The organism is Streptomyces sp. NPDC102279 (assembly GCF_044766365.1).
Classification (GTDB): Bacteria; Actinomycetota; Actinomycetes; order Streptomycetales; family Streptomycetaceae; genus Streptomyces.
This window is the reverse complement of record NZ_JBIWLU010000015.1, coordinates 208,933-235,178: the sequence shown is the minus strand read 5'-3', so window position 1 is coordinate 235,178 and position 26,246 is coordinate 208,933. Positions and strand designations below refer to the sequence as shown.

Sequence of the window (26,246 nt, the reverse complement as noted above, 5' to 3'; positions counted from 1 at the left end):
CTCGGCGGCCTCCTCATGGTCCTCGTCGCCCTCCTCAGCCTCCCCGCACTCAGCAACCGCTCCATCCAAGAAGCAACACACGAAGCCACCCCCACCACACACACACCAGACGACACCACCCCCACCCAAGCCGCGGACGAAACCGCCACCACGACAACACCCCAAGGCGCCTCGAAGTAGCCACCGAGCCGCCGACCCTCTCAGAGCCCGTAACACGACCAGGGTCGGGTCCTCTTGACGCCCCGTGCCACCGCCCCGGCCCGATGCCGGCAGGTCCGACCAGAGCCGAACTTCAGCTCCGACGCCGGTAGTTGCCGACTGACGTCATTGCGGGGCACGTACAAGTGGCTCTGGCGCCACAGCCGGTCGTCCGCGATCAAGGGCCGGTTCCCCACACCTCACGAACGGCGGAATCGTCGCCTTGGTCCCGCTCGACCAGGGGCACCGCGACAAGATCGTGTTACGAGCTCTGCAGAGGAGAACAAGCATGTCCGCGCCCCCCGCCCACGCCGCTTCCGACGCCGCCGGGCAGTTGCCCCGCATCCGTTCCGCGCTCGACAAGCTCGTGAGCTACAAGCAGAGCACGTCCGTACGCTCACCCGAGGGACACACCTTCCCCCTGGCAGCCAACGAATCCCCGTACGAGCCGATCCCCGCGGTGGTGCAGGCGATCCACGAGGCAGCGCTGGGCGTCAACCGCTACCCGGACAACAGCTGCGCGGACCTGATCTCTGCGATATCCGCACACTTCGCCGTACCGGAGGACACCATCGCCGTCGGCTGCGGCTCCGTCGGCGTCTCCCAGGTGCTTCTGGAAGCGGTCGCGGAGCCCGGCGGCGAGGTCCTCTACGCCTGGCGCTCGTTCGAGGCCTACCCGATCCTGACCAGACTCTCCGGTGCCACCCCGGTCGAGGTCCCGCTCAAGGACGGGGCTCACGACCTCGACGCGATGGCCGCCGCGATCACCGACCGGACGCGGCTCATCTTCATCTGCAACCCCAACAACCCCACGGGAACGGTGATTTCCCGATCCGCCCTCGAAACCTTCCTCGACCGGGTCCCCGCCGACTGCCTGGTGGTCATCGACGAGGCGTACATCGAGTACGTGCGCGACGACGACGTCCCCGACGGCCTCACTCTGCGGCCCGGGCGCCCCAACGTGGTGGTCCTGCGCACGTTCTCCAAGGCCTATGGCCTGGCCGGCCTCAGGATCGGCTTCGCGGTCGGACACCCCACCGTGGTCGAGGCACTCCGCAAGGCCTTCCTCCCCTTCAGCGTGAACGGCGTCGCGCAGGCCGCGGCGATCGCCGCTCTCCGCTCGGAGGAGGCTCTGATGGCCCGTGTGGAGACCACGGTCGCGGAACGCGGGCGAGTCCACCACGCGCTGACCGAACAGGGCCGGCGCGTCACCTCCAGCAGCGCCAACTTCCTCTGGCTCCAGCTCGGCGACCAGGCTCTCGCCTTCGCCGGTCACTGCGCGGCGGCGGGAGTGGCGACCCGGCCGTTCGCGGGCGAGGGAGTCCGCGTCTCGATCGGCTCGCCCGCGGAGAACGACGCCTTCCTCGCGGCGTCGGCCACCTTCCCCACCACGCCGAGCCACCCGGCACGGGGCGAGGGCACCCTCCCGGAGGACCCGCTGCGGAGACGGTCACACGTACACGCCCCAGAGCAGGTACCCGGGCCTTCGAGGGTTCCGGCAGTGCCCGGCCCATAGCACAGAGGGGAACGAGAGTCGTTAGGCCGGGACCGGCCATGTGGGATCTCGCGGGAGATGAGAGGGTCTGACGGGTGAGCGAGACACCACCTAACACCCTCCAATACCGCTTCGACGGGCCAGAAGACGCACCTGTCCTGATCCTGGGACCCTCCCTGGGCACCACCTGGCACATGTGGGACCGGCAGGTCCCGGAGCTCGCGAAGAGCTTCCGGGTCTTCCGCTTCGACCTGCCCGGACACGGCGGAGCCCTCGCGTACCCGGCCGGCTCCGTGGCCGAACTGGCGGGGCGGCTGCTCGGCACGCTCGACCAGCTCGGCGTCCAGCGCTTCGGATACGCGGGCTGCGCGTTCAGCGGCGCCCTCGGCATCGAGCTGGCCCTGCGCCGCCCGGAACGCGTCGCCTCCCTCGCCCTGATCGCTGCCTCACCCCGCTTCGGCACGGCCGACGAGTTCCGCCAGCGCGGAGTGATCGTCCGGTCGAACGGACTCGACCCGATCGCGCGCACCTCGCCCGAGCGCTGGTTCACCACCGGCTTCGCCGCCGCCCAGCCCGCCATCACCGAGTGGGCCGTGCAGATGGTGCGCACCACCGACCCCGGCTGCTACATCGCCGCCTGCGAGGCCCTCGCGGCCTTCGACGTACGGTCCGAACTGGGCCGGATCGGCGTGCCCACCCTCGTCCTCGTCGGCTCCGACGACCAGGTCACCGGCCCCGCGGAGGCCCGCACCCTGGTCGCCGGCATACCGGACGCGCGCCTCGCCGTCGTCCCCGGCGCCTCCCACCTCGTACCGGTCGAGCAGCCCGCCGCCGTCACCGACCTGCTCGTACGCCACTTCTCCACCGCCTGGCAGCCGACCGCCTTCGACTCCGCGACCGGGCAGATGGCGATCCAGTCCGCGCCCGTGCACCCCGCCCTGTCCGCGCCGCCGCCGGTCGGCCCGTTCGCCGAGATCGGGCCCCCCGCCGCACCGCCCGAGGTCATGGGACGGCCCGACCCCTACGACGCCGGGATCAAGGTGCGGCGCGAGGTGCTGGGCGACGCGCACGTGGACCGGGCACTGGCCGCGGCGGACGAGTTCTCCGGGGACTTCCAGGACTTCGTGACCCGCTACGCGTGGGGCGAGATCTGGAACCGGCCCGGACTCGACCGGCGTTCACGCAGCTGTGTCACCCTCACTGCCCTCGTGGCCGGCGGACACCTCGACGAACTGGCCTTCCACACCCGCGCCGCCCTGCGCAACGGCCTCACCCCCGTCGAGATCAGGGAAGTACTGCTCCAGGCCGCCGTCTACTGCGGCGTACCGGCCGCGAACAGCGCCTTCAAGGTGGCGCAGCAGGTGATCCGCGAGGAGACCACCCCCGAGGAGTGAGCACGTGAGCGAGCGGCCGTACGTCCGGGTGGTGGAGCCCGGGCGCGGCCACGGGGGCAGGATGGACGTATGAAGCTCACGAAGAAGTCACACGCCTGCGTCCGTCTCGAGAAGGACGGGCGCACGCTCGTCATCGACCCCGGCGGTTTCAGCGAGGAGGACGCCGCCCTGGGCGCGGACGTCATCCTCGTGACGCACGAGCACCCCGACCACTTCAACGAGGAGCGGCTGCGGGCCGGCATGGACGCCAATCCGGCGGCCGAGATCTGGACGCTGCGCGCGGTGGCGGAGAAGATCTCCGCCGCCTTCCCGGGGCGGGTGCACACCGTCGGCCACGGCGACACGTTCAGTGCGGCCGGATTCGACGTGCAGGTGCACGGCGAACTGCACGCCGTGATCCACCCGGACATCCCGCGCATCACCAACGTCGGCTACCTCGTCGACGGCGGCCGGGTGTTCCACCCCGGCGACGCGCTCACCGTCCCCGGTGGCCCGGTCGAGACGCTGATGCTCCCGGTCATGGCCCCGTGGAACAAGATCTCCGAGGTCATCGAATACGTCCGCGAGGTCAAGCCGCAACGCGCCTACGACATCCACGACGCCCTGCTCACGGACCTGGCCCGGCCCATCTACGACAGCCAGATCGGCTCACTGGGCGGCTCCGAGCACCTGCGGCTCACCCCGGGAACGTCGGCCGAGGTCTGACCGGACCACCGCCCGCCCCCGGACCCCCTGGCGAGCCCTCTCCCCGTCGGCCGCAAGGGGGCCCGGGTGTCTCCCGCGGACCCGTTGTCGTACCCGCCCGGTAGGTTGTGAGGCATGCGCATCGCCACCTGGAACGTGAACTCGATCACCGCCCGCCTGCCGAGGCTGCTCGCCTGGCTGGAGAGCACCGGCACGGACGTGCTGTGCCTCCAGGAGGCGAAGATCGCCGCCGAGCAGTTCCCCACGGACCAGCTGCGCGAGCTGGGCTACGAGGCGGCGGTGCACGCCACCGGGCGGTGGAACGGCGTCGCCGTGATCTCCCGCGTCGGCCTGGACGACGTCGTCAAGGGCCTGCCCGGCGACCCCGGCTACGAAGGCGTCGAGGAGCCCCGGGCCGTCTCGGCGACCTGCGGCCCGGTCCGCGTCTGGTCGGTGTACGTGCCGAACGGCCGCGAGGTCGGCCACCCGCACTACACGTACAAGCTCCAGTGGCTCGACGCGCTGAAGACCGCCGTCGCGGGCGACGCGGCGGGCGGCCGCCCGTTCGCCGTGATGGGCGACTACAACGTGGCGCCCACGGACGACGACGTCTTCGACGTGGCCGCCTTCGAGGGCCTCACCCACGTCACCCCGGCCGAGCGCGCGGCCCTCGCCGCACTGCGGGAGACCGGCCTGTCGGACGTGGTCCCGCGCCCCCTGAAGTACGACCACCCCTTCACCTACTGGGACTACCGCCAGCTCGGCTTCCCGAAGAACCGCGGCATGCGCATCGACCTCGTCTACGGCAACGAGGCGTTCTCCACAGCGGTCAAGGACGCCTATGTGGACCGGGAGGAGCGCAAGGGCAAGGGCGCCTCGGACCACGCGCCGGTCGTCGTGGACCTGGACGTCTAGGACGCCCGTCCGGCCCGCGGCACCGAAGGACCGGGACCGGGGGTCGTCCGGGTAGCGACAGCGCACGCCACCGGCGGACCGCAGCCGCGGCCGTCACGGCCGCCGCCCCGCACATCGGCCGACCAGCAGGACGAGCTTCCCGCGCACCCGACCCCGCTCGCCCGTCCGGTGCGCCTCGGCGACGTCGTCGAGCGGGAAGGCCTGTGCGACCGGGAGCGCGAAGCGCCCCGACTCGATCAGTTCACCGATGTCGCCGAGAGCGTGGACGGCGCGGCCGTTGTCCCCGCGGCTGAACGTCACCCCGTACTGCCGCGCTCCGGCGAAGTCGGCGACCGTGACGACGTGCCCTGCACCACCGGCGAGACCGATCAGCTCGGGAAGCACCCCGCTCCCGGCGACGTCGAGCGCCAGGTCGACGCCGTCGGGAGCGAGCGCACGGACCCGCTCGACGACACCCGTGCGGGCACTTCGCCGGGTGAGTCGGCGCGGGACGGGCGTGAGCGGTGCCGTGCTAGTCGTTCAGCCGGGCGAGGAGCAGGTTGGGGTCCTCGGCGGTGACGTAGGCGGCGCTCGTCACGTAGACGGTGTGACCGCGCAGGGCGACGGAGGTGGGGTTCTGGAGGCCGTCGGCCCGGGTGAGCACGATGGAGTGGCTGCCGTCGGGCCGTACCAGGGCGACCCGGCTGGAGCCGTTGAGGGTGGCCAGCAGGCGGTCGCCGTGGCCGGTGAACGCGAAGTCGTCGATGCCCGGCAGGCCGGTGGCCCTGATCCGGGCCCGGCCGGCGTGCCCGCCCGGGAGGACGGGGATGCGCACGACGGTCCCCTGGTCGAGGTTGCCGGCCCAGACCGCGCCGTGGTGGACCTTCAGCCCGTTGGCGCCGAGGAAGCCGGTGGAGGCCAGTTCGGGGGCGGTCGACCAGGCGGTGGCGGTGCCGCCGGCGGTGGGCACACGCCAGATGGTGCCGAGCACGGAGTCGGTGACGTAGAGGGTGCCGCCGCGAGCGTCCAGAGCGAGGCCGTTGGGCAGGCCGTCCGCGGGCAGCGCGGCGATCCGCTCGGGCCGGCCGCCCGGACGCAGACGCCACACGCCGGTCAGGTCGGAGGTGCCGGTGGCGTACAGGAAGTACAGGGTGCCGTCGTGGGCGCGGGTGATGCCGACGGTCAGCGGGAAGCCCAGGACCGGCGTGTGGACACCGCCGTCGGCCGGTAGGGGCAGGGTGGCCAGGATCCGGGTGGTGCCGTCGCGGGACACCTTGGCGACCTGACGGCCCGCGGCGAAGGTCACGTACGCGTCGCCGCCCGGTGCCAGTGCGATGTTCTCGGGTGTCCGTCCCGAGGCCAGGTCGAAGTGCGCGGCGATCCGCGCGTGGTCCAACGACGCGGGGACAGCAGCCGACGTGGTCGGCGGAGTCGGGGTTCGTGGCGGTGTCGACGCCAGCGCCGGCGCCGAGGCGAGTGCCGCCGTCAGGGCCGTGACGAGGACGGCCGCCGACGCGGAGAGGGTGGAGAGCTTCTTGGCCATGATTCCTTCACTTGTTTTCGGGCACGCGGCAGCAACACGCCGACGCGTGTGAGTTGTTGGGGGGCGGGGAAGGGCGATGTCCGGGGCGCGAGGCCCGGTCAGGAGACGGGCGGTCGGGACCCCGAGGACGGCGGGACGGTCCTGGGGGATTGCGGCACGAGAGCCGCGGGGCCGGTCGGCGGGGCGGACCGCACGGCCTGGGCGAGCAGGGTGAGGGCGGCACGCGAGGACGAGTCCGGCTCGGTCGTGGCGACGACGATGCCGGGGCCCGGACCGTGGCTGAGGGTCTGCTGCGTGACGGTCAGCGCGCCGACCAGCGGATGCCGCATCGCGTAGGCCGCGACACTGCACGCCCTGACCCGGTGGTCGGCCCACATCGACGCGAACTCGGCACTCTTCGAGCTGAGTTCACCCACGAGCGCGTGCAACGCCCCGTCGTCCGGGTGGAGGCCCGCCACCAGCCGGAGGTTGCCCACGACCGCCCTGGCCTTGCCCGGCCAGTCCGCGTACAGCGCGCGGGTGTGAGCGTCGAGGAACACCAGCCTCGCCATGTTGGGCCGCCCGGCCGCCGACTCCGGTGCCGCCGGGGCCAGATGGCCGGCGAACAGGGCATGCCCCAGGCGGTTCCACGCCAGCACGTCACTGCGCCGGCCGAGCACGACGGCCGGCACCTCCCCGAGCGCGTCGAGCAGTTGACGCATCGCCTCGGTCACGCGTTCCGGAGCGGGCCGCCGCCCCCGCGGGCGTTGCCGGTCCGCGTGGGCCAGGTGGCGCAGGTGCCGCTCCTCGGACTCGTCGAGCCGCAGCGCGCGGGCGATCGCGTCCAGCACCTCCGGTGAGGCGCTCTGCGACTGGCCCTGTTCCAGCCGCGTGTAGTAGGAGACGCTCACACCCGCCAGCAGGGCCAGCTCCTCGCGCCGGAGACCCGGCACACGCCGCCGTTCCCCGTACGTGGGCACTCCGACGTCCTCGGGGCGCAGCTGGGCACGCCGCGTCCGCAGAAAGTCCCCGAGGTGCGATGTTCCGTTCATGACTCCGAGTATCGGCGCCCCGGCGCCACCCAGCCTGCCCCGGCTGTGGGTAGGCAACGCCGGGTCCGGCAACGCCGGCCGGCCCGGCGTTGCCGGACCCGGCGAACACAACTCGACGCTCTGCGCCGGTACATCGCCGACCGTGACGAAATCACCCTGACGCCCGTGGCCCGGAGGCTCGCCGACGAGTGCGGCCCTCCGCGGGCAGGACGTCCCGCTCGTGGGCGGTCGGAGCGGTGCGAGCGAGCCCCGGGCATGGTGATTCGCACCATTCCGTGATCAACTGCCGCAAGATAGGCTCGTGGAAATGCCGGGAACGCGGTGCCGTCGGCGATCGCACCCCACGGAGAGGCCGGTCATGAACATCCCCTTCTTGGAAAAATGGCGCAGGCGCCATCCGGCGCGCCAGGAGCGGGCGCTCGCCGCCGCCTTCGAGGACGACCCGGACGGTGTCGCCGAACTGCTCTCGGAGTGCGAACTGCTCCGCTCCCAGGCCGCGGCCGTCGGCCTCGAACTGGACGACACACCGGCCTCGTTGGCGGCGCTCGACCAGCTCCTTCCGTTGTGGCGCGACGACCCCGAGGCGCTTCCCTGGCTGGGCAACGACGCGGGCCTCTATCTCGGCACGGTCGTGGTGCGTACGGTCCCCGGCGCGTCCTGGCATGTCTGGCCCGGCGGCAGCCCCGCCGTCCGGCTGCCCTCGGGCCGCGAGATCGCGGTCGTCGAGGCGGGGCTCGACTGGGCCGTCCAGGGCGTCCCCGAACTGTCCCAGATGTACGCCGAGGCCTCCGAGGGGTAGCGGGCGGCCGTCGGCCGGCCCGACGCACAGGGCACTGCCCGGAGCCCGGGCGTGCCGGGTGAATGCCATCCGGGGGATCGTACGGAGTGTCGTGATGAGGTCGTAATGCAGCCTCAAATACGGTTAATTGCTCTGCGTGCGTGTCGTCCCTTAAGTCCCGTTTTGCGTCGATAGTTTGCGTTGACCGACACAGCTGAGAGTGGGCAGGGACCGGAATGGCCGTCGATCCGTTGATCGAGCTGCACGACGTCAACACGTACTTCGGGGAGCTGCATGTTCTGCAGGACGTCAACCTCACCGTCGGCACGGGGGAGGCGACCGCCCTCACCGGCCCGCCGGTACCGCGGAAAGGAGGGCAGCCCGCCCGTTGAGCCGGCCACACCCGCACAGGACCCCAACTGCCGTACGGCACGCGGGATCCCGTACCCGGGAGCAGCGCTCCGCGAGCGGACACGCCGGACTCGCGGGCGTTTCGACGGCGCCAGGACGGCCCAGCCCCACGGCATCCGCGCCCCGCACGGCGTGGGTCCTGAACCGCACACCGGGAAGCCGACCGCATCGAACCTCGACTACGATGTGGCGTTCATCCCCGCGGTGACGGCGACCCCGCCGCTCCGCACCGGGATGTGCGCGCCGCTCACCCGGGCGAACCGGTGGGAGCGGCGCAGTCCCGAGACCGAGGCCGTGGACGTGGCACCGGCCGAACCAGGGACGCTGCTGCCGGGTGGGGTACCCCCCACCGCCCCGCCACCGTAGGGGAGCAGCAGCTCACAGGGCCAGACCCGGCCGGCGGCAGCCGGAGATCACTGCTCGCGCAGGGGCACCGACACATACGACGGGTCGTGCTCCGGCGAGGAGAAGGTCAACTGCGCGCCGGACGGGTTGTGCTCGATGTAGAGCGGGTCCACCGTGTCGACGACCAGGGCCAGCCGATGCCCTGCCGGGACGTCGTAGGCCGTGGAGTACAACTCCAGGTCCACACCGAAGGGCTTGCCGGGCGTCCGCCCGTGGAAGGTGTACGGCGCGTTGCTGACCAGCTTGCCGAGGCCGAGCGGCCCCACGTCGTACAGATAGGCGACGAGGGTGCCGCTCTCCTTGGTCGCGGTGACCGTCGTGTGCACCCGCGCGGTGCCGCGCACGTGCTGTCCGCTCGCGTACTTCTCCGACTGCCACACCGCGGCCCAGGTACGCGGCAGCAGCGGGATCGAGGCCATCGGCGGGGTCCGCGTGAGCTGGTCGAGGATGCTGGACAGGAAGACCACTCCGCCGTCGGCGCCCGAGTCGACGTTCGTGTGGATCGTGGTGGTGCCGCCGAGGGCGATCTTCCGGGTGGTCGCGCCGACCGACTTCCAGTCCGGGTAGCCCTCGTAGCCGTCGGTGGAGCGGGACTTGAGCCGCACGGGCTGCTCGCGGTCGACGCCGTTGTCGTCGCCCTTGAGGTAGTGGTCGAACCAGCGGCCGGTGTCGGTCCACACGTCGTTGGGGAGCCCGAACAGGCCGGTCAGTTCGGCGGTGGCGTGGTCGCCGGGCCGGAACTCCAGTCGCTTGGGTCCGGTCAGCTCCTCGTAGAACCTGCCGTACTGGTTGGGCGAGAAGATCGTGTCGCCCCAGGCGTTGGCGAGGAAGACGGCGGCGCCGTTCTTGTTGAGCTGGTCGACGTAGGTCTCGGGGGAGCGCTTCTTGCCCCAGTCGATGAGGCTCTGCTCCGTGGAGAGGTTCGAGGAGAAGAAGTCCGTGAACACCTGCTGGAGTTCGGGGCTGGGGTGGCCGGTGAGGTAGCCGGCGCCGTCCAGCAGGGCGGCGGCCTGTGCGTGCTGGGTGCGGTTGGAGTAGATCGAGTCGATCAGGTCGGCCCAGCCGCTGAGCGCCGCGACCACCTTGATGCGCTTGTCGTGGGCGGCGGCGAGCAGACTGATGCCGGCCCCGTACGAGACGCCCGCCATGCCGACCTTCCGCGGATCGGCGGGGGTGTTGGCGAGCGCCCAGTCGATGACCTTGGAGGCGTCGGCGGTGTCGGGCGGGCCCGCGACCTCGATCTGCCCGCCGGACTGCCAGAACCCTCGGACGTTGTAACTGACCACCACGTAGCCGGAGTTCGCGAGCTTCTGGGCCTGCGCGAGGTATTCGACCTGCGGCAGGCCCCAGCTCGTGGGCAGCACGATGAGCGGGTAGGCGCGGGTGCCGTCGGCTCCCGCGGGGGTGACGACGTTGGCCTTGAGGGGCGTTCCGCCGTCTCCGGTGATGTCGACGAATCGGATACCGCCGCTCGTGCCGCCCGCGGCCTGGGCGGCGGGGGCCATTCCGAGGCCGACGGCGGCGATCAACGTCGCGGAGACGGCACCGACGGCGGACGTGCGCAGGGCGTTGCGACCGTGTCCCACGGGTCACTCCTCACTGGTCAGTGCAAAGTGACCCGACGGTAACCTCGTCGGCTACCGGAGGTACCCCGTCGGTAAGTTACGTGCGAGTAACGATTGTTGAAGAGTTCATTTCCTCGCGAGCGGACCCCGCCGCCCTGTGCCGGACAGGCGTGCGGGCGGCGGCCCGACGCGGACCGCCGGAAAGTCCGGTGCTACGCCAGGGCGGTCCCGGCCCGCCAGTCGGCCCACGACAGATTCCACTCGCCGTACCCGTTCCCGGCCGCGGGCACCCCCTTCGAGCCGCTGCCGGTCACCTCGAACGGGTCGCCGGCCCGGGCCTGCGCGTACAGCCAGGACGCGTCGGCGTCACTCATGCCGATACAGCCCGAACTGTGGTTGGTGTTGCCGAAGTAGGCCGCGTTCCAGGGCGCCGCGTGCGCGTACATGCCCGACCAGGTCAGCCGTATCGAGTAGTCGACCATCTTGTCGTAGGCGTCCCCGAGGCCGACCGTCTCGGAGCGCATGTTGACGGTGCCCTCCTTGGCCATCAGTACGGAGATCCCGCCCCACGAGGCCTTCGCACCCCCGGGGGTGCCGGCCGACACCGGCGCGGACCGCAGTACCCGGCCGTCCCGCATCAGGGTCAACCGCTCGGCGTCCAGGTCGACCCGGGCGACCTGGCTCCGGCCGACGGTGAAGGACGTCGTGCAGTCACGGACGGACCAGCCGCCCCTGGCCCCGGAGTTCACCTTGTCGAGGCGCGCGTCCAGCCGCACCTTCGTGCCGGCCTTCCAGTACGCCTTCGGCCGCCAGTCGACGCGGTCCCTGCCGTCGTGGCTCGTCACCCGGCCCCAGGAGCCGGCCGTGTGGTTCGACGTGGTCACCGCGAGGTCGCGCTCGACGGCCCCCTTGTTCTCCACCGGGTGGTCGAACACGATCGACACCGGCTGGCCGACGCCGACCGTGGTGCCCTTGCCGGGCGCCAGGGTGAGCTTGTTGATCCTGTCGGGGTGGAACGGCTTCGCCCGCTCCGCTGCCGGGCTCGCCTTCGGCCCCGGCGAGGTCCGCGCCGCGTCCGCCGCCGCGGGGGAGCCGCCGGAGCAGGCGCTGAGGACGACCACGGACGCGGCCGTGGTGAGGGTGAGCAGGGGGCGGCGTATGCGACGCAAGGGGACGTACCTCCGTACAGGCTGTGGACTGTACGGAAAGAGGCGCAATCGCCCTTTAGGTTTGCTCGATGCCGTTTATGTCACATCTGCGGCAGGGCGAGCCGAGGAGAGACGGGGTGCGGCAGGGGAGTGCGGGACGCGCCGCCCCGCCCGCATCCGTCCCACCTGCGCCTTCGCCACGCTCGCCCTCCGTCGTCCTCGACGCGCCGTGGCCGCTCAGGACTCCGCGCGGTGCTTGGATGCCGCCGCCGCAGCGGGTGCCGGCGTCGGCAGGGGGGCCTGGGCGGCGCGGGTGACGTCCGCGACGACCTCGACGACGTCGGGACCGTACGCCTGCGAGTTCACGACCTTCAGCAGCAGCACGAAGCTGCTGCCGCCGTGCTTGCGGGCCAGGCGCGCGTGGTTGCGGGCGAGGTAGCGGGTCGCCGCCTGGTTGGTGATCGCGCGCTGCCCGCAGAACAGGAACACCGGTCTCGCGTCACGGCCCTGGCCCGCGGTGAGCCGGCCGAGGATCACGTACTCGCCCCGGCCTGCCTCCAGGCGGTAGCGCTCACTGCCGATCTGGAAGGCGCCCCGGTCGGGACCCGGCTCGGAGTCCACGTTCACCCGTATGCCCGGCAGCAGCGAGTGCAGATGCGCGGCCATGCGCCGGTTCGACGACGGACCGCCCACACAGAACTCCGTCCGCTCCCCGAAACCCTGCTGCGTGGCATCGTGCGCGATGACCTGGGCGTGCGCGCCGCAGTCCTTGATCAGCGCGGACAACTCCAGCAGCGCGAACACGTCGTGGCGCATCACCGTGAGTTCGGGCCCGCCCGCCTCGCGGTTCACCACCAGCAGCGACTCGGAGTTGTCGGGGAGTCCGAAGAACGCCTGCTTGCGCCGCAGTTTGCGCTTCCACAGATAGGTACGGGCGAGCCAGCCGAGCGCGGCACTGATGCCGGCCGCCAGGACGCCGAGGACGATGTTGCGCACGTCGTCAGTCATGGGCGCGCATGCTAGCGGGCCCGCGGAAACACGTTCGAGGCGGTCCTGACGCGAGCATGGCATCGACGTTACGCTGCGCGGACGGCTGTTGACTGGAGGTACGGATGCGACGCCCTGTTGCGCGGAATCTGGCGGTCCTGGCGGTTTCGGCCACGGTGATGACGGTCGGTGCCGCGGCACCCCCCGCAGCACCGGCCGGCCCCGGCACCGCGAGAACGACCGGCGCGAAGACACCCGTCGCGGTCGGCTACGGCGGCGCCGTCGCGAGCGTCGACCAGGACGCCTCCGCCGCCGGCATCGAGGTGCTGAAGAACGGCGGCAACGCCGTGGACGCGGCCGTCGCCACGGCCGCCGCCCTCGGCGTCACCGAGCCCTACTCCTCCGGCATCGGCGGAGGCGGCTACTTCGTCTACTACGACGCCAAGTCCCGTACCGTGCACACGATCGACGGACGCGAGACGGCACCCCTGACCGCCGACTCCGGACTGTTCCTGGAGAACGGCAAGCCCCTCGCCTTCGCCGACGCCGTCACCAGCGGCCTCAGCGTCGGCACACCGGGCACCCCCGCGACCTGGCAGACAGCCCTGGACACCTGGGGCAGCAAGCGCCTGGGCAGCGTCCTGAAGCCCGCCGAACGCATCGCCCGCGACGGATTCACCGTCGACGACACCTTCCGCTCCCAGACCGAGGCGAACCAGGCCCGGTTCGCGAACTTCCCCGCCACCGCACGGCTGTTCCTCCCCGGCGGCTCCCTCCCCGTCCTCGGCTCCACCTTCAAGAACCCCGATCTGGCCCGCACCTACGCGGAGTTGGGGGAGAAGGGGATGGGCGCCGTCTACCACGGCCAACTCGGGCGAGAGATCGTCGCCACCGCGGACAAGCCGCCCGTGGACCCCGCCTCCGGCTACAACGCCCGCCCCGGCAAGCTGTCCACGCGCGACCTCGCCGCCTACGAGGCGAAACGCCAGGCACCCACCAGGACCTCGTACCGCGGCCTGAACGTCTACTCCATCGCCCCGTCCTCCTCCGGCGGCACCACCGTCGGAGAAGCCCTCAACATCCTGGAGAACACCGACCTTTCGAAGGCGAGCGAGGCCCGCTACCTGCACCGCTTCATCGAGGCGAGCCGCATCGCCTTCGCCGACCGGGGCCGCTGGGTCGGCGACCCGGCCTTCGAGGACGTCCCCACCCAAGGCCTGCTCGCACAGAAGTACGCCGACTCCCGCGGCTGCCTCATCAAGGACGACGCCGTACTCACGAGCCCCCTCGCGCCGGGCGACCCGAGCCACCCCGCCGCCTGCACCACCGGCGGCAAGACCGCCCCGACGACGTACGAGGGCGAGAACACCACCCACCTCACGGTGGCCGACAAGTGGGGCAACGTCGTCTCCTACACCCTGACCATCGAACAGACCGGCGGCAGCGGCATCACCGTCCCCGGACGCGGATTCCTCCTCAACAACGAACTGACGGACTTCTCCTTCGCGCCCGCCAGCCCCGCCGTCCACGACCCCAACCTGCCCGGCCCCGGCAAACGCCCGCGCTCGTCGATCTCCCCGACCATCGTCCTCGACCGCCACAGCCGGCCCCTCGTGGCCCTCGGCTCACCCGGCGGCGCGACCATCATCACCACCGTCCTGCAAACCCTGACCGAGTTCGTCGACCGGGGCCTCCCCCTGGTCGACGCGATCGCCGCACCCCGCGCGAGCCAGCGCAACACGGCCCAGACCGAACTCGAACCCGGCCTCTACGACAGCCCCTTGAAGGCCCAACTCGAAGCCATCGGCCACTCCTTCAAACCGAACCCGGAGATCGGCGCCGCCACCGGCATCCAGCGCCTCCCGAACGGCGAATGGCTGGCCGCGGCGGAGAAGGTACGCCGGGGCGGCGGTTCGGCCATGGTGGTGCGACCGGCACCGTAGACGCCCCCCGGCGCCCCCCCGGCGCTACGCGGCGCCACGCGCGCCACACGTCGCCACGCGGCGGTCCGGGCGAGGATCTCGCCCGGACCGCCGGCCCCGGAGCCGCGGGACCCCCGGATCATCGGCTCCGGGGCCGGCGTTCCGGGAAGAGACGATCCGGCCGCGCCATCTCGCGGTCGCCCACCTCCGCCGGACGGTGGAGCCGCCCCCCGACCCGCCCCCCGAGGGCTCCTCATCGGGACGGCCCCGCCCACCTCGGCCTACGAGTACCGCCACCAGGCCTCCCTGAGCCGGCCCCCCGCGAGGGAGAATCCCCCCGCCCCGGCGGCCGGGACCCGTACATCGTCCAGCGCACCGCCGGGATGCGCCGACACCCCCGAACCAGGCTCCACCACCGCGCCCCCGCAGCGGGCCACCCATCCGTCGACCGGACCTGACCGACCCCCAACACGCGGACGGGGGAGGGGAGTAGGGTCGCCCCACATTCGGCGCGCCCGAAGCGGAGCACGCCGAAGTGATCCATCTTTGAGGGCACTGCGCCCGCGCCGAAAACTCCCTGTAGCCGATACGTAACACGGCTGGTGTTTTCTACCGGACCGGGGCACTCCAGTCGGGCGGGAGTTGGGTGATGACTGTAGAACAACTCCCTGGACAGGTACGGGAGTTCGCACGCTACCTGAACGAGCTGATGAACCGGCTCGACCAAGGCGGCGGCTGGTGCGGAGTCTTCTGGCAACGCGACCCCGACGGCATGAGAGCCTGCCTCGACGGCTGGGAAGTACCCCCCTGGGACGTCGTGGAAGCCCTCCTCCAAGACCTCCTCGCCGGATACGGCGACCGGGCCGCAGCCCAGGAGACCGACCGCGCCCGCACCCTCCACCACGCCTCACTCGCCGCCCACGACGCCCGACCCGGCGGCCGGGACGCCCTCGGCGACCGCCTCGACGTCATGCTCCGCGAACAACGCTACGCCACCGAACGCCAGGCAGAACTGGCCCGCCTCCTCCACACCGCCGGCACCCACGAGGAGGCCGACGCCATCCGCCTCGACCTCGCCTGGGCCCACGACGACCACGAACGCGCCACCGCCCGCTGCGCCGAACTGCGCCGCCGCCTCGACGGCCTCGACCGCCGTACCCCGCACGCACCGCCGCGCCCCGCACAGGCCCACCGCGCGCCCGCCCCGGACGGCACCTGGACCCCGCAGCCGCAGAACAGGGCCCACCCCGCCGCACAGGGCACCCACCCGCTCAGGCCCGCACCAGGCGCCCCCGACCCGTACACCGGCCCGTACCCGGACCGCTACGACACCGGCCCCACCGCCCCCTCCACCCCGGCCCCCGCCGACGACCCCCACCCGTGGGTCCCCACCCAGGGCGGCCCGAGGAACGGACCGGCCGACCACACACCCCACGACCATCAGCACCGGACACCCGACCGGCACCGCGACGACACCCCCACACCCGACGGCCGACCCCAACCCGACACCCGGCACACCGCGTTCGAACCGACCCCGGCCGACGGCCCCGCCGCACCCACCCCCAAACGTTCCAAGCGCCGCACCCGCGGCAGCGCCCGCTTCGCCGGCATGACCGAAGCGGACACCGACCCCACCCCCGTGCCCGACACGGCACCCACCCTCCCCACCCCGGCCGCACCCGGCCGCCGCACACCACGCGGCGCCCGCTTCGCCGGAGCCGCCGAAGAACCCGCACCCCACCCCGCACCCGCCGCCACCCCACCCGACGACGACGCCCGGCACCACACCACACAGACCGTCACCACCCTCACCCGGCTCCGCGGCGAAGGCCGCAGCGGCGAAGCACACGCCCTCCTCGTCGAAGCCGCCCACTGGCCCGCCGCACGCTTCCCCCACCTCGCCGCCGAACTCCACCGCCACGGACTCGACGCAGACTGGGCCACCCTCCTGTGGGAAGCCGCCTCCCTGCCCGCCGACCGGCTCGTCGCCGCCGCCGACGCCCTCGCCGCCGCAGGCCTCACCACCGACGGACAACAGATGCTCCGCCAAGGCGCCGCCCGGCCCGCACCCGAGATCGGCGCCGCCGTCCTCGACCTCGCCGACCAGGGCCGCCACCGCGAACTCGGCGCACTCCTCAGCGCCTACGTCCGCGTCCGCACCCCCGAAGAAGCCGCCCGCAGCGCCCAGCCCGACCCGCAACGCATCGTCCCGCTCCTCCTCGAAGCCGCCCGCACCGTCTCCGACCAACGCCACTGGGACCTCGTCCACGCCCTGCGCGTCGCCGGCTTCACCTCATGACCACCCGCCCCCGAGGCGACCGCACCACCCGCACACCCACCCCGCCGGCCACACCCACCGGCCACCCGCCCGTCCTCCGATCGGGGCCCATCGCCCGGGCCACCGGCCACGTCCTTCACCCGTGGGAGTGGGAAACGTGATCGACTCAGCGGGGTAACGACGACGGTCTTGGCAAGGCTGTCCGGGGGGCTTACCTTCGAGCCTCTACAGCCTTTGTCTACGGGCGTAGAAGCTCTCTGACGTCCCGTCGAAGGAGCAGCTCATGGCCAACGTCGTACGCGCCGCCCTCGTCCAGGCCACCTGGACCGGCGACACCGCATCCATGGTCGCCAAACACGAGGAACACGCCCGCGAGGCGGCCCGGCAGGGCGCCAAGGTCATCGGATTCCAAGAAGTCTTCAACGCGCCCTACTTCTGCCAGGTCCAGGAACCCGAGCACTACAACTGGGCCGAACCCGTCCCCGACGGCCCCACCGTCACCCGCATGCGCGAACTCGCACGCGAAACCGGCATGGTCATCATCGTGCCCGTCTTCGAAGTCGAACAGACCGGCTTCTACTACAACACCGCGGCCGTGATCGACGCCGACGGCACCTACCTCGGCAAATACCGCAAACACCACATCCCCCAGGTCAAAGGCTTCTGGGAGAAGTACTACTTCAAGCCCGGAAACCTCGGCTGGCCCGTCTTCGACACCGCCGTCGGCAAAATCGGCGTCTACATCTGCTACGACCGGCACTTCCCCGAAGGCTGGCGCCAACTCGGCCTCAACGGCGCCCAACTCGTCTACAACCCCTCCGCCACCTCCCGCGGCCTCTCCGCCCACCTCTGGCAACTCGAACAACCCGCCGCAGCCGTCGCCAACGAATACTTCATCGCCGCCATCAACCGCGTCGGCCAAGAGGAATACGGCGACAACGACTTCTACGGCACCTCCTACTTCGTAGACCCCCGCGGCCAGTTCGTCGGAGACCCCGCAGGCGACAAGAACGAAGAACTCATCGTCCGCGACCTCGACTTCGACCTCATCGAAGAAGTCCGCCAACAATGGGCCTTCTACCGCGACCGCCGCCCCGACGCCTACGAAGGGCTGGTGCAGCCGTGACCGACCTCCACACCCGCCACAAAGCCGTCCTCCCCGACTGGCTCACCCTCTACTACGAAGACCCCATCGAAATCACCCACGGCGAGGGACGCCACGTCTGGGACACCGACGGCAACAAATACCTCGACTTCTTCGGCGGCATCCTCACCACCATGACCGCCCACGCACTCCCCGAAGTCACCAAAGCGGTCAGCGAACAAGCCGGACGCATCATCCACACCTCGACCCTCTACCTCAACCGGCAGATGGTCGACCTCGCCGAACGCATCGCCCAACTCTCCGGCATCCCCGACGCCCGCGTCTTCTTCACCACCTCCGGCACCGAAGCCAACGACACGGCCCTCCTGCTCGCCACCACCCACCGGCAGAGCAACCAGATCCTCGCCATGCGCAACAGCTACCACGGCCGCTCCTTCACCTCCGTCGGCATCACCGGCAACAAAGGCTGGTCACCCACCAGCCTCTCCCCCCTCCAGACCCAATACGTCCACGGCGGCGTCCGCACCCGAGGCCCCTACGCCCACCTCGACGACGCCGCCTTCATCACCGCCTGCGTCGACGACCTCAAAGACCTCCTCGGCCACACCCGCACCCCCGCCGCACTCATCGCCGAACCCATCCAAGGCGTCGGAGGCTTCACCGCACCACCCGACGGCCTCTACGCAGCCTTCCGCGACGTCCTCCACCAACACGGCATCCTCTGGATCGCCGACGAAGTCCAGACCGGCTGGGGACGCACCGGCGAACACTTCTGGGGCTGGCAAGCCCACGCCGCCTCCGGACCACCCGACATCCTCACCTTCGCCAAAGGCATCGGCAACGGCATGTCCATCGGCGGCGTCGTCGCCCGCGCCGACATCATGAACACCCTCGACTCCAACTCCATCTCCACCTTCGGCGGCTCACCCATCACCATGGCCGCCGGACTCGCCAACCTCACCTACCTCCTCGAACACGACCTCCAAGGCAACGCCCGACGCGTCGGCGGCCTCCTCATCGAACGCCTCCGCGCCATCACCGCCCAACTCGACGGCGTACGCGAAGTCCGCGGCCGCGGCCTCATGATCGGCATCGAACTCGTCAAACCCGGCACCGACGACGCCGACCCCCAAGCCGCCGCCGCCGTCCTCGAAACAGCCCGCCGAAAAGGCCTCCTCATCGGCAAGGGCGGCGGCCACAACACCAGCGTCCTCCGCATCGCACCACCCCTCACCCTCACCGTCGCCGAAGCCGAAGAAGGCGCGTCAATCCTCGAACAAGCCCTCAACAGCGCCCAATAACAGAGCGCAAAAGAGGACCAGTTGGCCGACGACACGCACGGTGCCCAAAACCCCGGCACGCGACGACCCCACAGGCCGAACGCCAACCGAGACCCCGACACCGGCCGCGACGCTCCAAGGCGAACCGAGCAACAGAACAAAGGGGAACGCCGCCATGACCACCACCCTGGAACCCGCCCTGTCCGTACGCCAGGTCCTCGCCCTGGACCGCGTACAGGCCGGAGAACCCGAAGTGGTGGCAGGCGCCGGACACCTCGACCGAACCGTGCGCTGGGTCCACGTCGCCGAAGCCGCCGACGTCGGCGTCATGCTCAGCGGCGGCGAAATGGTCCTCACCACAGGAGTACTCCTCGCCGGCGACCCCGACGCCCAGGCCGACTACATCCGCTCCCTGCACCGCGCCGAAGCCGCCGCCATCGTCCTCGGACTCGGCCGCGCCTTCCCCACACCCCCCGACGCGATGCGCCGAGCCGCCGAACGCTGCGGACTCCCCCTGGTCGTACTCCACCGACCCTCCCCCTTCGCCGAGTTGACAGAAGAAGTCCAATCCCGGCTGGTCCGCAGCAAATTCGCCGCCGTAAGCCTCTCCGAAACCGTACGCACCGCACTCACCGGACTCATCACCACCGGCGCCCCCCTCCAGCACCTGCTCGACGAGATCGCCCTGCACACCGCCTGCCCCGTCGTCATCACCAACCTCGCCCACCGCGTCCTCGCCACCGCCGGCGAACGCGCCGCCGTCGACGACGTGCTGCGCGACTGGGACCGCATCGCACGACAAGCAGGCGGCCGCGAAGGCGACGGATGGATCCGCGCCGAACTCGGCGGACGCGGAGAAAGATGGGGCCGCATCGTCCTGTGCGGCCACCGCGGCGACACAGGAACCGGACGACTCCTCGCCGACCGCGCCGCCGAATCCCTGATCCTCCACCGCATGCTCGGCGGCTCCGCCCACACCTGGGAAGAAGAATCCGCCCAGAGCCTCCTCACCGACCTCGTCAGCGGCGCCCTGCCCGCCCGCCAACTCCTCCCCCGAGCACGCGCAGCCGGACTCCCCGTCAACCGCCGCACCTTCGTCCCCCTCGTCGTACCCCACGGCGACCCCGCCCAACTCGACCGCCTCCTGCGACTCCTGGGCCTGCCCGGACTCGTCGCCGAACTCTCCGACAACGCCACCGCCGTGCTGCTCAGCCTCCCCCGGGACCAGGACGCCGACGCCCTCGCCACCCACTTCGCCGTACGACTCCACCACGAGACCGGCACCCCCACCACCGTCGCCACCGCCGGACCCCGCACCGACTGGGACGACATCCCCACCGGACTGCGCGAAGCCCTGCACGTCGCCGAGGCCGCCGCCGACACACCCACGGACCAGGACCAGCCCCCACTCGTCCGCCTCCGCGACGTACACCTGCGCGGCCTCGTCCGACTGCTCCGCGACGACCCCCACGTCCAGTCCTTCGCCGAACGCGAACTCGCCGGCCTGCTCAGCGGCGCACGAGCCGACCCCCACCTGCTGCCCGTCCTGCGGACCTACCTCGCCACCGGCCGCAACAAATCACGCACCGCCCAGCTCCACCACGTCAGCCGCCCCGCCCTCTACCGCCGCCTCGAAGCCATACAGGCACACCTCGGCGTCGACCTCGACGACTTCGAACAAGCCGCATCCGTCCACATCGCCCTGCTCGCGCACGACGCACAACAACGCTGAAGCCCGACGCACGACAACAGCGAGACCCCATGCGCAACACCGGTGCAACACACGACCACTCGGCCGAAACACGGGACAACACGGAGGTGACACCGTGGAACGGCACGGCACTCCACACGTGACACGGTGCAACTCAAACCGACCGCCCCGGCTTCCTAAGCTCCTCGCACACCGAGCGACCGGAGGTCCCGATGAGCAGAGTGATCCGCGCCGCCGTCTTCCAGACCGCATGGACCGGCGACAAAGAATCGATGATCCAGGTCCACGAGCAAGCGGCCCGCGACGCCGCCGCCCAGGGTGCCCAAGTCCTGTGCTTCCAGGAACTCTTCTACGGACCGTATTTCTGCCAGGTCCAGGACAAAGAGTTCTACGCGTACGCCGAACAGATCCCCGAAGGCCCCATCGTCCAGCGCTTCCAGGCACTGGCCGAGGAACTGGGCCTCGTCCTCATCCTGCCGATGTACGAGGAAGAACAGCCCCGCGTCCTCTACAACACCGCCGCCGTGATCGACGCCGACGGCTCCTACCTGGGCAAGTACCGCAAAACCCACATCCCCCAAGTACCCGGATTCTGGGAGAAGTTCTACTTCCGGCCCGGCAACTCCGGCTGGCCCGTCTTCGACACCGCCGTCGGCCGGATCGGCGTCTACATCTGCTACGACCGACACTTCCCCGAAGGATGGCGAGCCCTCGGCCTCGCAGGCGCCGAAATCGTCTTCAACCCCTCAGCCACCTCACGCGGACTGTCCGGCTACCTCTGGCAACTCGAACAGCCGGCCGCGGCAGTCGCCAACGAGTACTTCGTGGGCGCCATCAACCGAGTCGGCGTCGAAGAACACGGCGACAACGACTTCTACGGCACCTCCTACTTCGTCGACCCCGAAGCCCAGTTCGTCGGCGAGGTGGCGAGCGACAAGGAACCCGAACTCGTCGTCCGCGACCTCGACATGACCAAACTCCGCGAAGTCCGCGACCGCTGGCAGTTCTACCGCGACCGCGCCCCCGCAACCTACGGACCACTGACCGCCCCCTAGGCGCAACCCACCCCGCGGGCCCGGCCACCCACCCGGCGCCGGACCCGCGGCCCCACGCCCCCCACCCCCCGAACCACCGACCACCCCACCAGGAAACAGCCCCCACCCCAAACCCCGACAGCCCCACAACCCCCTCAGCGCACGCACAACCGGAAGGAGAGGGAGCATGAGCCGAACCGTCATCCGTGGCGGACTCGTCATCACCGCATCCGACGAGATCCACGCCGACGTCCTGATCGAGGACGGCCGCATCGCCGCCCTCGCCGCGACCGGCACCCCCACGGCAGAGACCTGGACCGCCGACCGCACCATCGACGCCACCGGCAAATACGTCATCCCGGGCGGCGTCGACGCCCACACCCACATGGAACTCCCCTTCGGCGGCACCTTCGCCTCCGACACCTTCGAAACCGGCACCCGCGCCGCCGCCTGGGGAGGCACCACCACCATCATCGACTTCGCCGTCCAGAGCGTCGGCCACACCCTGCGCGAAGGACTCGACACCTGGAACGCCAAAGCCGACGGCAACTGCGCCATCGACTACGGCTTCCACATGATCGTCTCCGACGTCAACCAGGACACCCTCAAGGAAATGGACCTGCTCGTCGAAGAAGGAGTCACCTCCTTCAAGCAGTTCATGGCCTACCCCGGCGTCTTCTACAGCGACGACGGCCAGATCCTCCGCGCCATGCAACGCTCCGCCGAGAACGGCGGACTCATCATGATGCACGCCGAGAACGGCATCGCCATCGACGTCCTCGTCGAACAAGCACTCGCCCGCGGCGAGACCGACCCCCGCTACCACGGCGAAGTACGCAAAGCCCTCCTCGAAGCCGAAGCAACCCACCGCGCCATCAAACTCGCCCAGGTCGCCGGCGCACCCCTCTACGTCGTCCACGTCTCCGCCAGCGAAGCCCTCGCCGAAATCGCCCACGCCCGCGACCAAGGCCTCAACGTCTTCGGCGAAACCTGCCCCCAATACCTCTTCCTCTCGACCGACAACCTCGCCGAACCCGACTTCGAAGGCTCCAAGTACGTCTGCAGCACCCCCCTCCGCCCCAAGGAACACCAAGCCGCCCTCTGGCGCGGCCTGCGCACCAACGACCTCCAGGTCGTCTCCACCGACCACTGCCCCTTCTGCTTCACCGGCCAGAAGGAACTCGGCCGCGGCGACTTCTCCAAGATCCCCAACGGCCTCCCCGGCGTCGAGAACCGCATGGACCTCCTCCACCAGGCCGTCGTCGACGGACACATCACCCGCCGCCGCTGGATCGAGATCGCCTGCGCCACCCCCGCCCGCATGTTCGGCCTCTACCCGAAGAAGGGCACCATCGCCCCGGGCGCCGACGCCGACATCGTCATCTACGACCCGCACGCCGAGCAGACCATGTCGGTCGAGACCCACCACATGAACGTCGACTACTCCGCCTACGAGGGCAAACGCGTCACCGGCCAGGTCGAGACCGTCCTCTCCCGCGGCGAACCCGTCATCACCGAGCGGGAGTTCACCGGACGCGCCGGCCACGGCGTCTACACCCCCCGCTCCACCTGTCAGTACCTTCTCTGAGAGACCAGGAGCGGCGCCATGGACTTCGGACTCGTCCTGCAGACAGACCCCCCGGCCTCCCGCGTCATCGAACTGATGCAACGCGCCGAGGCCAACGGCTTCACCCACGGCTGGACCTTCGACTCGGCCGTCCTGTGGCAGGAACCCTTCGTCATCTACAGCCAGATCCTCGCCAACACCCGGACACTGACCGTCGGACCGATGGTCACCAACCCCGGCACCCGCACCTGGGAGGTCACCGCCTCCACCTTCGCCACCCTCAACGACATGTACGGCAACCGCACCGTCTGCGGCATCGGCCGCGGCGACTCCGCCATGCGCGTCGCCGGCCGCAAACCCAACACCCTCGCCCGCATCAGCGGCGCCATGAAAGTCATCCGCGCCCTCGGCCGCGGCGAGGAAGCCGACCTCGGCGGCACCGTCATCAGGTTCCCCTGGGTCAGGCCCGGCGCCGAACTGCCCGTCTGGATGGCCGCCTACGGCCCCAAGGCCCTCAAAATGACCGGAGAAGAAGCCGACGGCTTCATCCTCCAGCTCGCCGACCTCTACCTCACCGAGTACATGGTCAAGGCCGTCAAGGACGCCGCCGCCAACGCCGGACGCGACCCCGCCGACGTGAAGATCTGCGTCGCCGCCCCCGCGTACATCACCGAGGACGACTCACCCGAAGCACTCGCCCACGCCCGCGAACAGTGCCGCTGGTTCGGCGGCATGGTCGGCAACCACGTCGCCGACCTCGTCACCAAGTACGGCGAACACTCCGCCGCCGTCCCCGACGAACTCACCGACTACATCAAGGCCCGCGAAGGCTACGACTACGCCCACCACGGACGCGCCGACAACCCCGACACCGCGTTCGTCCCGGACGAGATCATCGACCGCTTCTGCCTGATCGGCCCGGCGGAGCGGCACATCGAGAAGCTGAACGCCCTGCGCGCGCTGGGAGTCGACCAGTTCGCGGTGTACGACATGCACGACGCGCAGGAAGCCACCATCGACGCCTACGGCAAGAAGGTCATTCCGGGCGTCAACGGACAGTAATGGAAATCTGTCATCTGTCATCCGATATCTGACAGCTGTCAGTCGTCATCCGCCGACGGTCAGGTCGGATGGCCGGGGCCTTTGAGGCTCACCCCCGTTCGCCCCTTCCCGCCGTCCCGGGAAGGGGTCCAGGGCGCTCTCCGCGCACCCCCCGCAGGATGTCCCCGCACGGCCTCTTCTGTCACTCCTCACCGATTGGCCTGCCCATGACAGAGACCGTCCCTCCGGACAGTCCGTCCGGCTCCGGACACGTCACGCTCCCCGACGGCCGCGTGGAGATCGCACCCGACGCTCCCGCGCCGAGCGGCCCCTACGCGAACGAGGACCTGCTCCCGGTCCCGGTCGAGAAGCGGACCTGGACCACCTACAATTTTTCCGCTCTCTGGGTCGGCATGGCCCACAACACCGCTTCCTGGACCCTTGCTTCGGGGCTGATAGCCGTCGGCATGGACTGGAAGCAGGCAGTCTTCACGATCGCGCTCGCCAACCTGATCGTGCTGGTCCCGATGCTCCTCACCGGGCATGCGGGGCCGAAGTACGGTATCCCGTTCCCGGTCTTCGCCCGCGCCTCGTTCGGGGTCCGCGGGGCCAATCTTCCCGCGGTCGTGCGGGCGTTGGTGGCGTGCGGCTGGTTCGGCATCCAGACCTGGATCGGCGGCGAGGCGATCTACTTCCTCGCCGGCAAGCTCCTCGGCGAGGGATGGCGCAACGCCTCGCAGATCGGCGGTCACGCCTGGACCATGTGGCTGTCCTTCGCCCTCTTCTGGGCGCTCCAGCTCGCCATCATCTACCGGGGTATGGAGACCATCCGCCGCTTCGAGAACTGGGCGGCGCCCTTCGTCCTCGTCGGCGCCGGTGTGATGCTCTGGTGGATGAGCAGCAAGGCCGGCGGGTTCGGGCCGTTGCTCGACCAGCCCTCCAAGCTCGGCTGGGGCGGGGACTTCTGGAAGCTGTTCTGGCCCTCGCTGATGGGCATGATCGGTTTCTGGTCGACGCTGTCGCTGAACATCCCGGACTTCACCCGGTACGGGAAGAGCCAGCGGGCGCAGACCTGGGGACAGGCTCTCGGCTTGCCCACCACGATGACGTTGTTCGCGTTCCTGTCGGTCATGGTGACGTCGGGTTCGCAGGCGGTGTACGGGGAGGCGGTGTGGGATCCGGTGCAGCTGGCCGCCAAGACGGACAACGTGGTGGGCATCCTGTTCGCTCTGGTCACCGTGCTGGTGGCGACGCTGTCCGTGAACATCGCGGCGAACCTGGTCTCTCCGGCGTTCGACTTCTCCAACATCGCGCCGCGGAAGATCAGTTTCCGTATGGGGGCGCTCGCCACATGTGTCCTCGGGGTGCTGATCTTCCCGTGGAAGCTGTACGCGGACCCGCAGGGTTACATCTTCACCTGGCTGGGTCTGGTGGGGGGTCTGCTGGGGACGGTCGCCGGCATCCTCATCGCGGACTACTGGATCCTGCGCCGGACCAAGCTGGATCTCGCCGACCTGTACCGCGCGGGTGGCCGCTACTGGTACGACGGCGGCTGGAACTGGCGTGCCGTGGTGGCGTTCCTCGCCGGCGGTGTTCTCGCGGTGGGAGGGGCCGACTTCCATCCGCTGGTCGACGGCCGTCCCATCGGGGCGCTGAAGTCGCTGGCCGACTACGGCTGGGCGGTCGGGCTCGGTACGTCGATGGTGCTGTATCTGGTGCTGATGCTGCTGCGCGGGAAGGGCCGGACGGTCGTCTGACCGTGGGGGACGGGAGGG

Annotated in this window: 20 protein-coding genes and 3 pseudogenes; 17 read left to right on the top strand and 6 right to left on the bottom strand. The window is 70.5% G+C overall.

What is annotated here, in order from left to right:
• The 5 genes from ACIRQH_RS34115 to ACIRQH_RS34095 form a co-directional block, all read left to right on the top strand.
• Positions 1–180: hypothetical protein (locus ACIRQH_RS34115; protein ID WP_358821491.1), on the top strand; the 180-nt coding region annotated here is incomplete at its 5' end.
• Positions 181–487: 307 nt separating this feature from the next.
• Complete coding sequence (gene hisC / locus ACIRQH_RS34110) at positions 488–1,714, top strand: histidinol-phosphate transaminase (RefSeq protein ID WP_388876646.1); 1,227 nt, start codon at positions 488–490, stop codon at positions 1,712–1,714.
• A gap of 74 nt (positions 1,715–1,788) precedes the next feature.
• The gene (gene pcaC, locus ACIRQH_RS34105; RefSeq protein WP_358821490.1) at positions 1,789–3,087 is read left to right on the top strand and encodes a 4-carboxymuconolactone decarboxylase; all 1,299 of its coding nucleotides are present in this window, start codon (positions 1,789–1,791) and stop codon (positions 3,085–3,087) included.
• Between the two features lie 69 nt (positions 3,088–3,156).
• Positions 3,157–3,792, top strand: a complete 636-nt coding sequence (locus tag ACIRQH_RS34100; protein WP_358821489.1) for an MBL fold metallo-hydrolase — start codon at positions 3,157–3,159, stop codon at positions 3,790–3,792.
• 114 nt (positions 3,793–3,906) lie between these two features.
• Positions 3,907–4,686 (top strand): exodeoxyribonuclease III, encoded by a 780-nt coding sequence (locus ACIRQH_RS34095; RefSeq protein WP_358821488.1) that lies wholly within the window; start codon positions 3,907–3,909, stop codon positions 4,684–4,686.
• 93 nt (positions 4,687–4,779) lie between these two features.
• Here ACIRQH_RS34095 and ACIRQH_RS34090 read toward each other — a convergent pair.
• The 3 genes and pseudogenes from ACIRQH_RS34090 to ACIRQH_RS34080 form a co-directional block, all read right to left on the bottom strand.
• Positions 4,780–5,142, bottom strand: a pseudogene (locus ACIRQH_RS34090) (zinc-binding dehydrogenase); the annotation flags it as partial.
• 55 nt (positions 5,143–5,197) lie between these two features.
• Positions 5,198–6,208, bottom strand: coding sequence for an SMP-30/gluconolactonase/LRE family protein (locus tag ACIRQH_RS34085; protein WP_404228664.1), 1,011 nt, complete (start codon positions 6,206–6,208; stop codon positions 5,198–5,200).
• Between the two features lie 98 nt (positions 6,209–6,306).
• Positions 6,307–7,239: a helix-turn-helix domain-containing protein gene (locus tag ACIRQH_RS34080; RefSeq protein WP_404228662.1), complete on the bottom strand. Its 933-nt coding sequence runs from the start codon at positions 7,237–7,239 to the stop codon at positions 6,307–6,309.
• 358 nt (positions 7,240–7,597) lie between these two features.
• On the opposite strand from ACIRQH_RS34080, the gene ACIRQH_RS34075 reads away from it, so the two are divergent.
• The 3 genes and pseudogenes from ACIRQH_RS34075 to ACIRQH_RS34065 form a co-directional block, all read left to right on the top strand.
• Positions 7,598–8,038: a DUF6278 family protein gene (locus ACIRQH_RS34075; RefSeq protein ID WP_404228659.1), complete on the top strand. Its 441-nt coding sequence runs from the start codon at positions 7,598–7,600 to the stop codon at positions 8,036–8,038.
• A 215-nt stretch (positions 8,039–8,253) separates the two neighbouring features.
• Positions 8,254–8,373, top strand: a pseudogene (locus tag ACIRQH_RS34070) (amino acid ABC transporter ATP-binding protein); the annotation flags it as partial.
• A 322-nt stretch (positions 8,374–8,695) separates the two neighbouring features.
• Positions 8,696–8,794 (top strand): annotated as a pseudogene (locus tag ACIRQH_RS34065) (amino acid ABC transporter permease); the annotation flags it as partial.
• A gap of 47 nt (positions 8,795–8,841) precedes the next feature.
• Here the strand turns inward: ACIRQH_RS34065 and ACIRQH_RS34060 are convergent.
• The 3 genes from ACIRQH_RS34060 to ACIRQH_RS34050 all read right to left on the bottom strand — a co-directional run bounded on the left by ACIRQH_RS34060 (position 8,842) and on the right by ACIRQH_RS34050 (position 12,554).
• Positions 8,842–10,419, bottom strand: coding sequence for a CocE/NonD family hydrolase (locus ACIRQH_RS34060; protein ID WP_404228656.1), 1,578 nt, complete (start codon positions 10,417–10,419; stop codon positions 8,842–8,844).
• A gap of 191 nt (positions 10,420–10,610) precedes the next feature.
• A complete protein-coding gene (locus ACIRQH_RS34055) occupies positions 10,611–11,558 on the bottom strand; it encodes an Ig-like domain-containing protein (RefSeq protein WP_404228685.1) in 948 nt (315 codons plus the stop codon).
• A gap of 225 nt (positions 11,559–11,783) precedes the next feature.
• Positions 11,784–12,554, bottom strand: a complete 771-nt coding sequence (locus tag ACIRQH_RS34050; protein ID WP_388876630.1) for a hypothetical protein — start codon at positions 12,552–12,554, stop codon at positions 11,784–11,786.
• Between the two features lie 104 nt (positions 12,555–12,658).
• Here ACIRQH_RS34050 and ggt point away from each other — a divergent pair, with 104 nt between their 5' ends.
• From ggt to ACIRQH_RS34005, 9 genes are all read left to right on the top strand, one after another.
• A complete protein-coding gene (gene ggt / locus ACIRQH_RS34045; protein ID WP_404228653.1) occupies positions 12,659–14,476 on the top strand; it encodes a gamma-glutamyltransferase in 1,818 nt (605 codons plus the stop codon).
• 628 nt (positions 14,477–15,104) lie between these two features.
• Positions 15,105–16,754: a hypothetical protein gene (locus ACIRQH_RS34040; RefSeq protein WP_404228650.1), complete on the top strand. Its 1,650-nt coding sequence runs from the start codon at positions 15,105–15,107 to the stop codon at positions 16,752–16,754.
• A gap of 262 nt (positions 16,755–17,016) precedes the next feature.
• A complete protein-coding gene (locus ACIRQH_RS34035) occupies positions 17,017–17,859 on the top strand; it encodes a nitrilase-related carbon-nitrogen hydrolase (RefSeq protein ID WP_358821480.1) in 843 nt (280 codons plus the stop codon).
• The gene (locus ACIRQH_RS34030; protein ID WP_404228647.1) at positions 17,856–19,139 is read left to right on the top strand and encodes an aspartate aminotransferase family protein; all 1,284 of its coding nucleotides are present in this window, start codon (positions 17,856–17,858) and stop codon (positions 19,137–19,139) included. Before ACIRQH_RS34035 ends, ACIRQH_RS34030 begins: the two co-directional genes overlap by 4 nt.
• A 154-nt stretch (positions 19,140–19,293) precedes the next feature.
• Positions 19,294–20,850 carry a PucR family transcriptional regulator gene (locus ACIRQH_RS34025; protein WP_388876617.1) on the top strand — a complete coding sequence of 519 codons (1,557 nt, stop codon included), beginning with the start codon at positions 19,294–19,296 and terminating at the stop codon, positions 20,848–20,850.
• A gap of 191 nt (positions 20,851–21,041) precedes the next feature.
• Complete coding sequence (locus ACIRQH_RS34020) at positions 21,042–21,884, top strand: nitrilase-related carbon-nitrogen hydrolase (protein WP_404228644.1); 843 nt, start codon at positions 21,042–21,044, stop codon at positions 21,882–21,884.
• Between the two features lie 166 nt (positions 21,885–22,050).
• Positions 22,051–23,451, top strand: a complete 1,401-nt coding sequence (hydA, locus tag ACIRQH_RS34015) for a dihydropyrimidinase (protein ID WP_388876611.1) — start codon at positions 22,051–22,053, stop codon at positions 23,449–23,451.
• A gap of 18 nt (positions 23,452–23,469) precedes the next feature.
• Entirely contained in the window at positions 23,470–24,492 is a 1,023-nt protein-coding gene (locus tag ACIRQH_RS34010; protein ID WP_358821475.1) for a TIGR03842 family LLM class F420-dependent oxidoreductase, read from the top strand.
• A gap of 206 nt (positions 24,493–24,698) precedes the next feature.
• The gene (locus tag ACIRQH_RS34005; protein ID WP_388876605.1) at positions 24,699–26,228 is read left to right on the top strand and encodes an NCS1 family nucleobase:cation symporter-1; all 1,530 of its coding nucleotides are present in this window, start codon (positions 24,699–24,701) and stop codon (positions 26,226–26,228) included.
• Positions 26,229–26,246: the final 18 nt, after the last annotated feature.

Coding starts and splice junctions, on each gene's coding strand:
- hisC (WP_388876646.1), top strand. CDS start 488: ATGTCCGCGCCCCCCGCCCACGCCGCTTCCGACGCCGCCGGGCAGTTG.
- ACIRQH_RS34100 (WP_358821489.1), top strand. CDS start 3,157: ATGAAGCTCACGAAGAAGTCACACGCCTGCGTCCGTCTCGAGAAGGAC.
- ACIRQH_RS34095 (WP_358821488.1), top strand. CDS start 3,907: ATGCGCATCGCCACCTGGAACGTGAACTCGATCACCGCCCGCCTGCCG.
- ACIRQH_RS34085 (WP_404228664.1), bottom strand. CDS start 6,208: ATGGCCAAGAAGCTCTCCACCCTCTCCGCGTCGGCGGCCGTCCTCGTC.
- ACIRQH_RS34080 (WP_404228662.1), bottom strand. CDS start 7,239: ATGAACGGAACATCGCACCTCGGGGACTTTCTGCGGACGCGGCGTGCC.
- ACIRQH_RS34075 (WP_404228659.1), top strand. CDS start 7,598: ATGAACATCCCCTTCTTGGAAAAATGGCGCAGGCGCCATCCGGCGCGC.
- ACIRQH_RS34050 (WP_388876630.1), bottom strand. CDS start 12,554: ATGACTGACGACGTGCGCAACATCGTCCTCGGCGTCCTGGCGGCCGGC.
- ggt (WP_404228653.1), top strand. CDS start 12,659: ATGCGACGCCCTGTTGCGCGGAATCTGGCGGTCCTGGCGGTTTCGGCC.
- ACIRQH_RS34040 (WP_404228650.1), top strand. CDS start 15,105: ATGACTGTAGAACAACTCCCTGGACAGGTACGGGAGTTCGCACGCTAC.
- ACIRQH_RS34035 (WP_358821480.1), top strand. CDS start 17,017: ATGGCCAACGTCGTACGCGCCGCCCTCGTCCAGGCCACCTGGACCGGC.
- ACIRQH_RS34025 (WP_388876617.1), top strand. CDS start 19,294: ATGACCACCACCCTGGAACCCGCCCTGTCCGTACGCCAGGTCCTCGCC.
- ACIRQH_RS34020 (WP_404228644.1), top strand. CDS start 21,042: ATGAGCAGAGTGATCCGCGCCGCCGTCTTCCAGACCGCATGGACCGGC.
- hydA (WP_388876611.1), top strand. CDS start 22,051: ATGAGCCGAACCGTCATCCGTGGCGGACTCGTCATCACCGCATCCGAC.
- ACIRQH_RS34010 (WP_358821475.1), top strand. CDS start 23,470: ATGGACTTCGGACTCGTCCTGCAGACAGACCCCCCGGCCTCCCGCGTC.
- ACIRQH_RS34005 (WP_388876605.1), top strand. CDS start 24,699: ATGACAGAGACCGTCCCTCCGGACAGTCCGTCCGGCTCCGGACACGTC.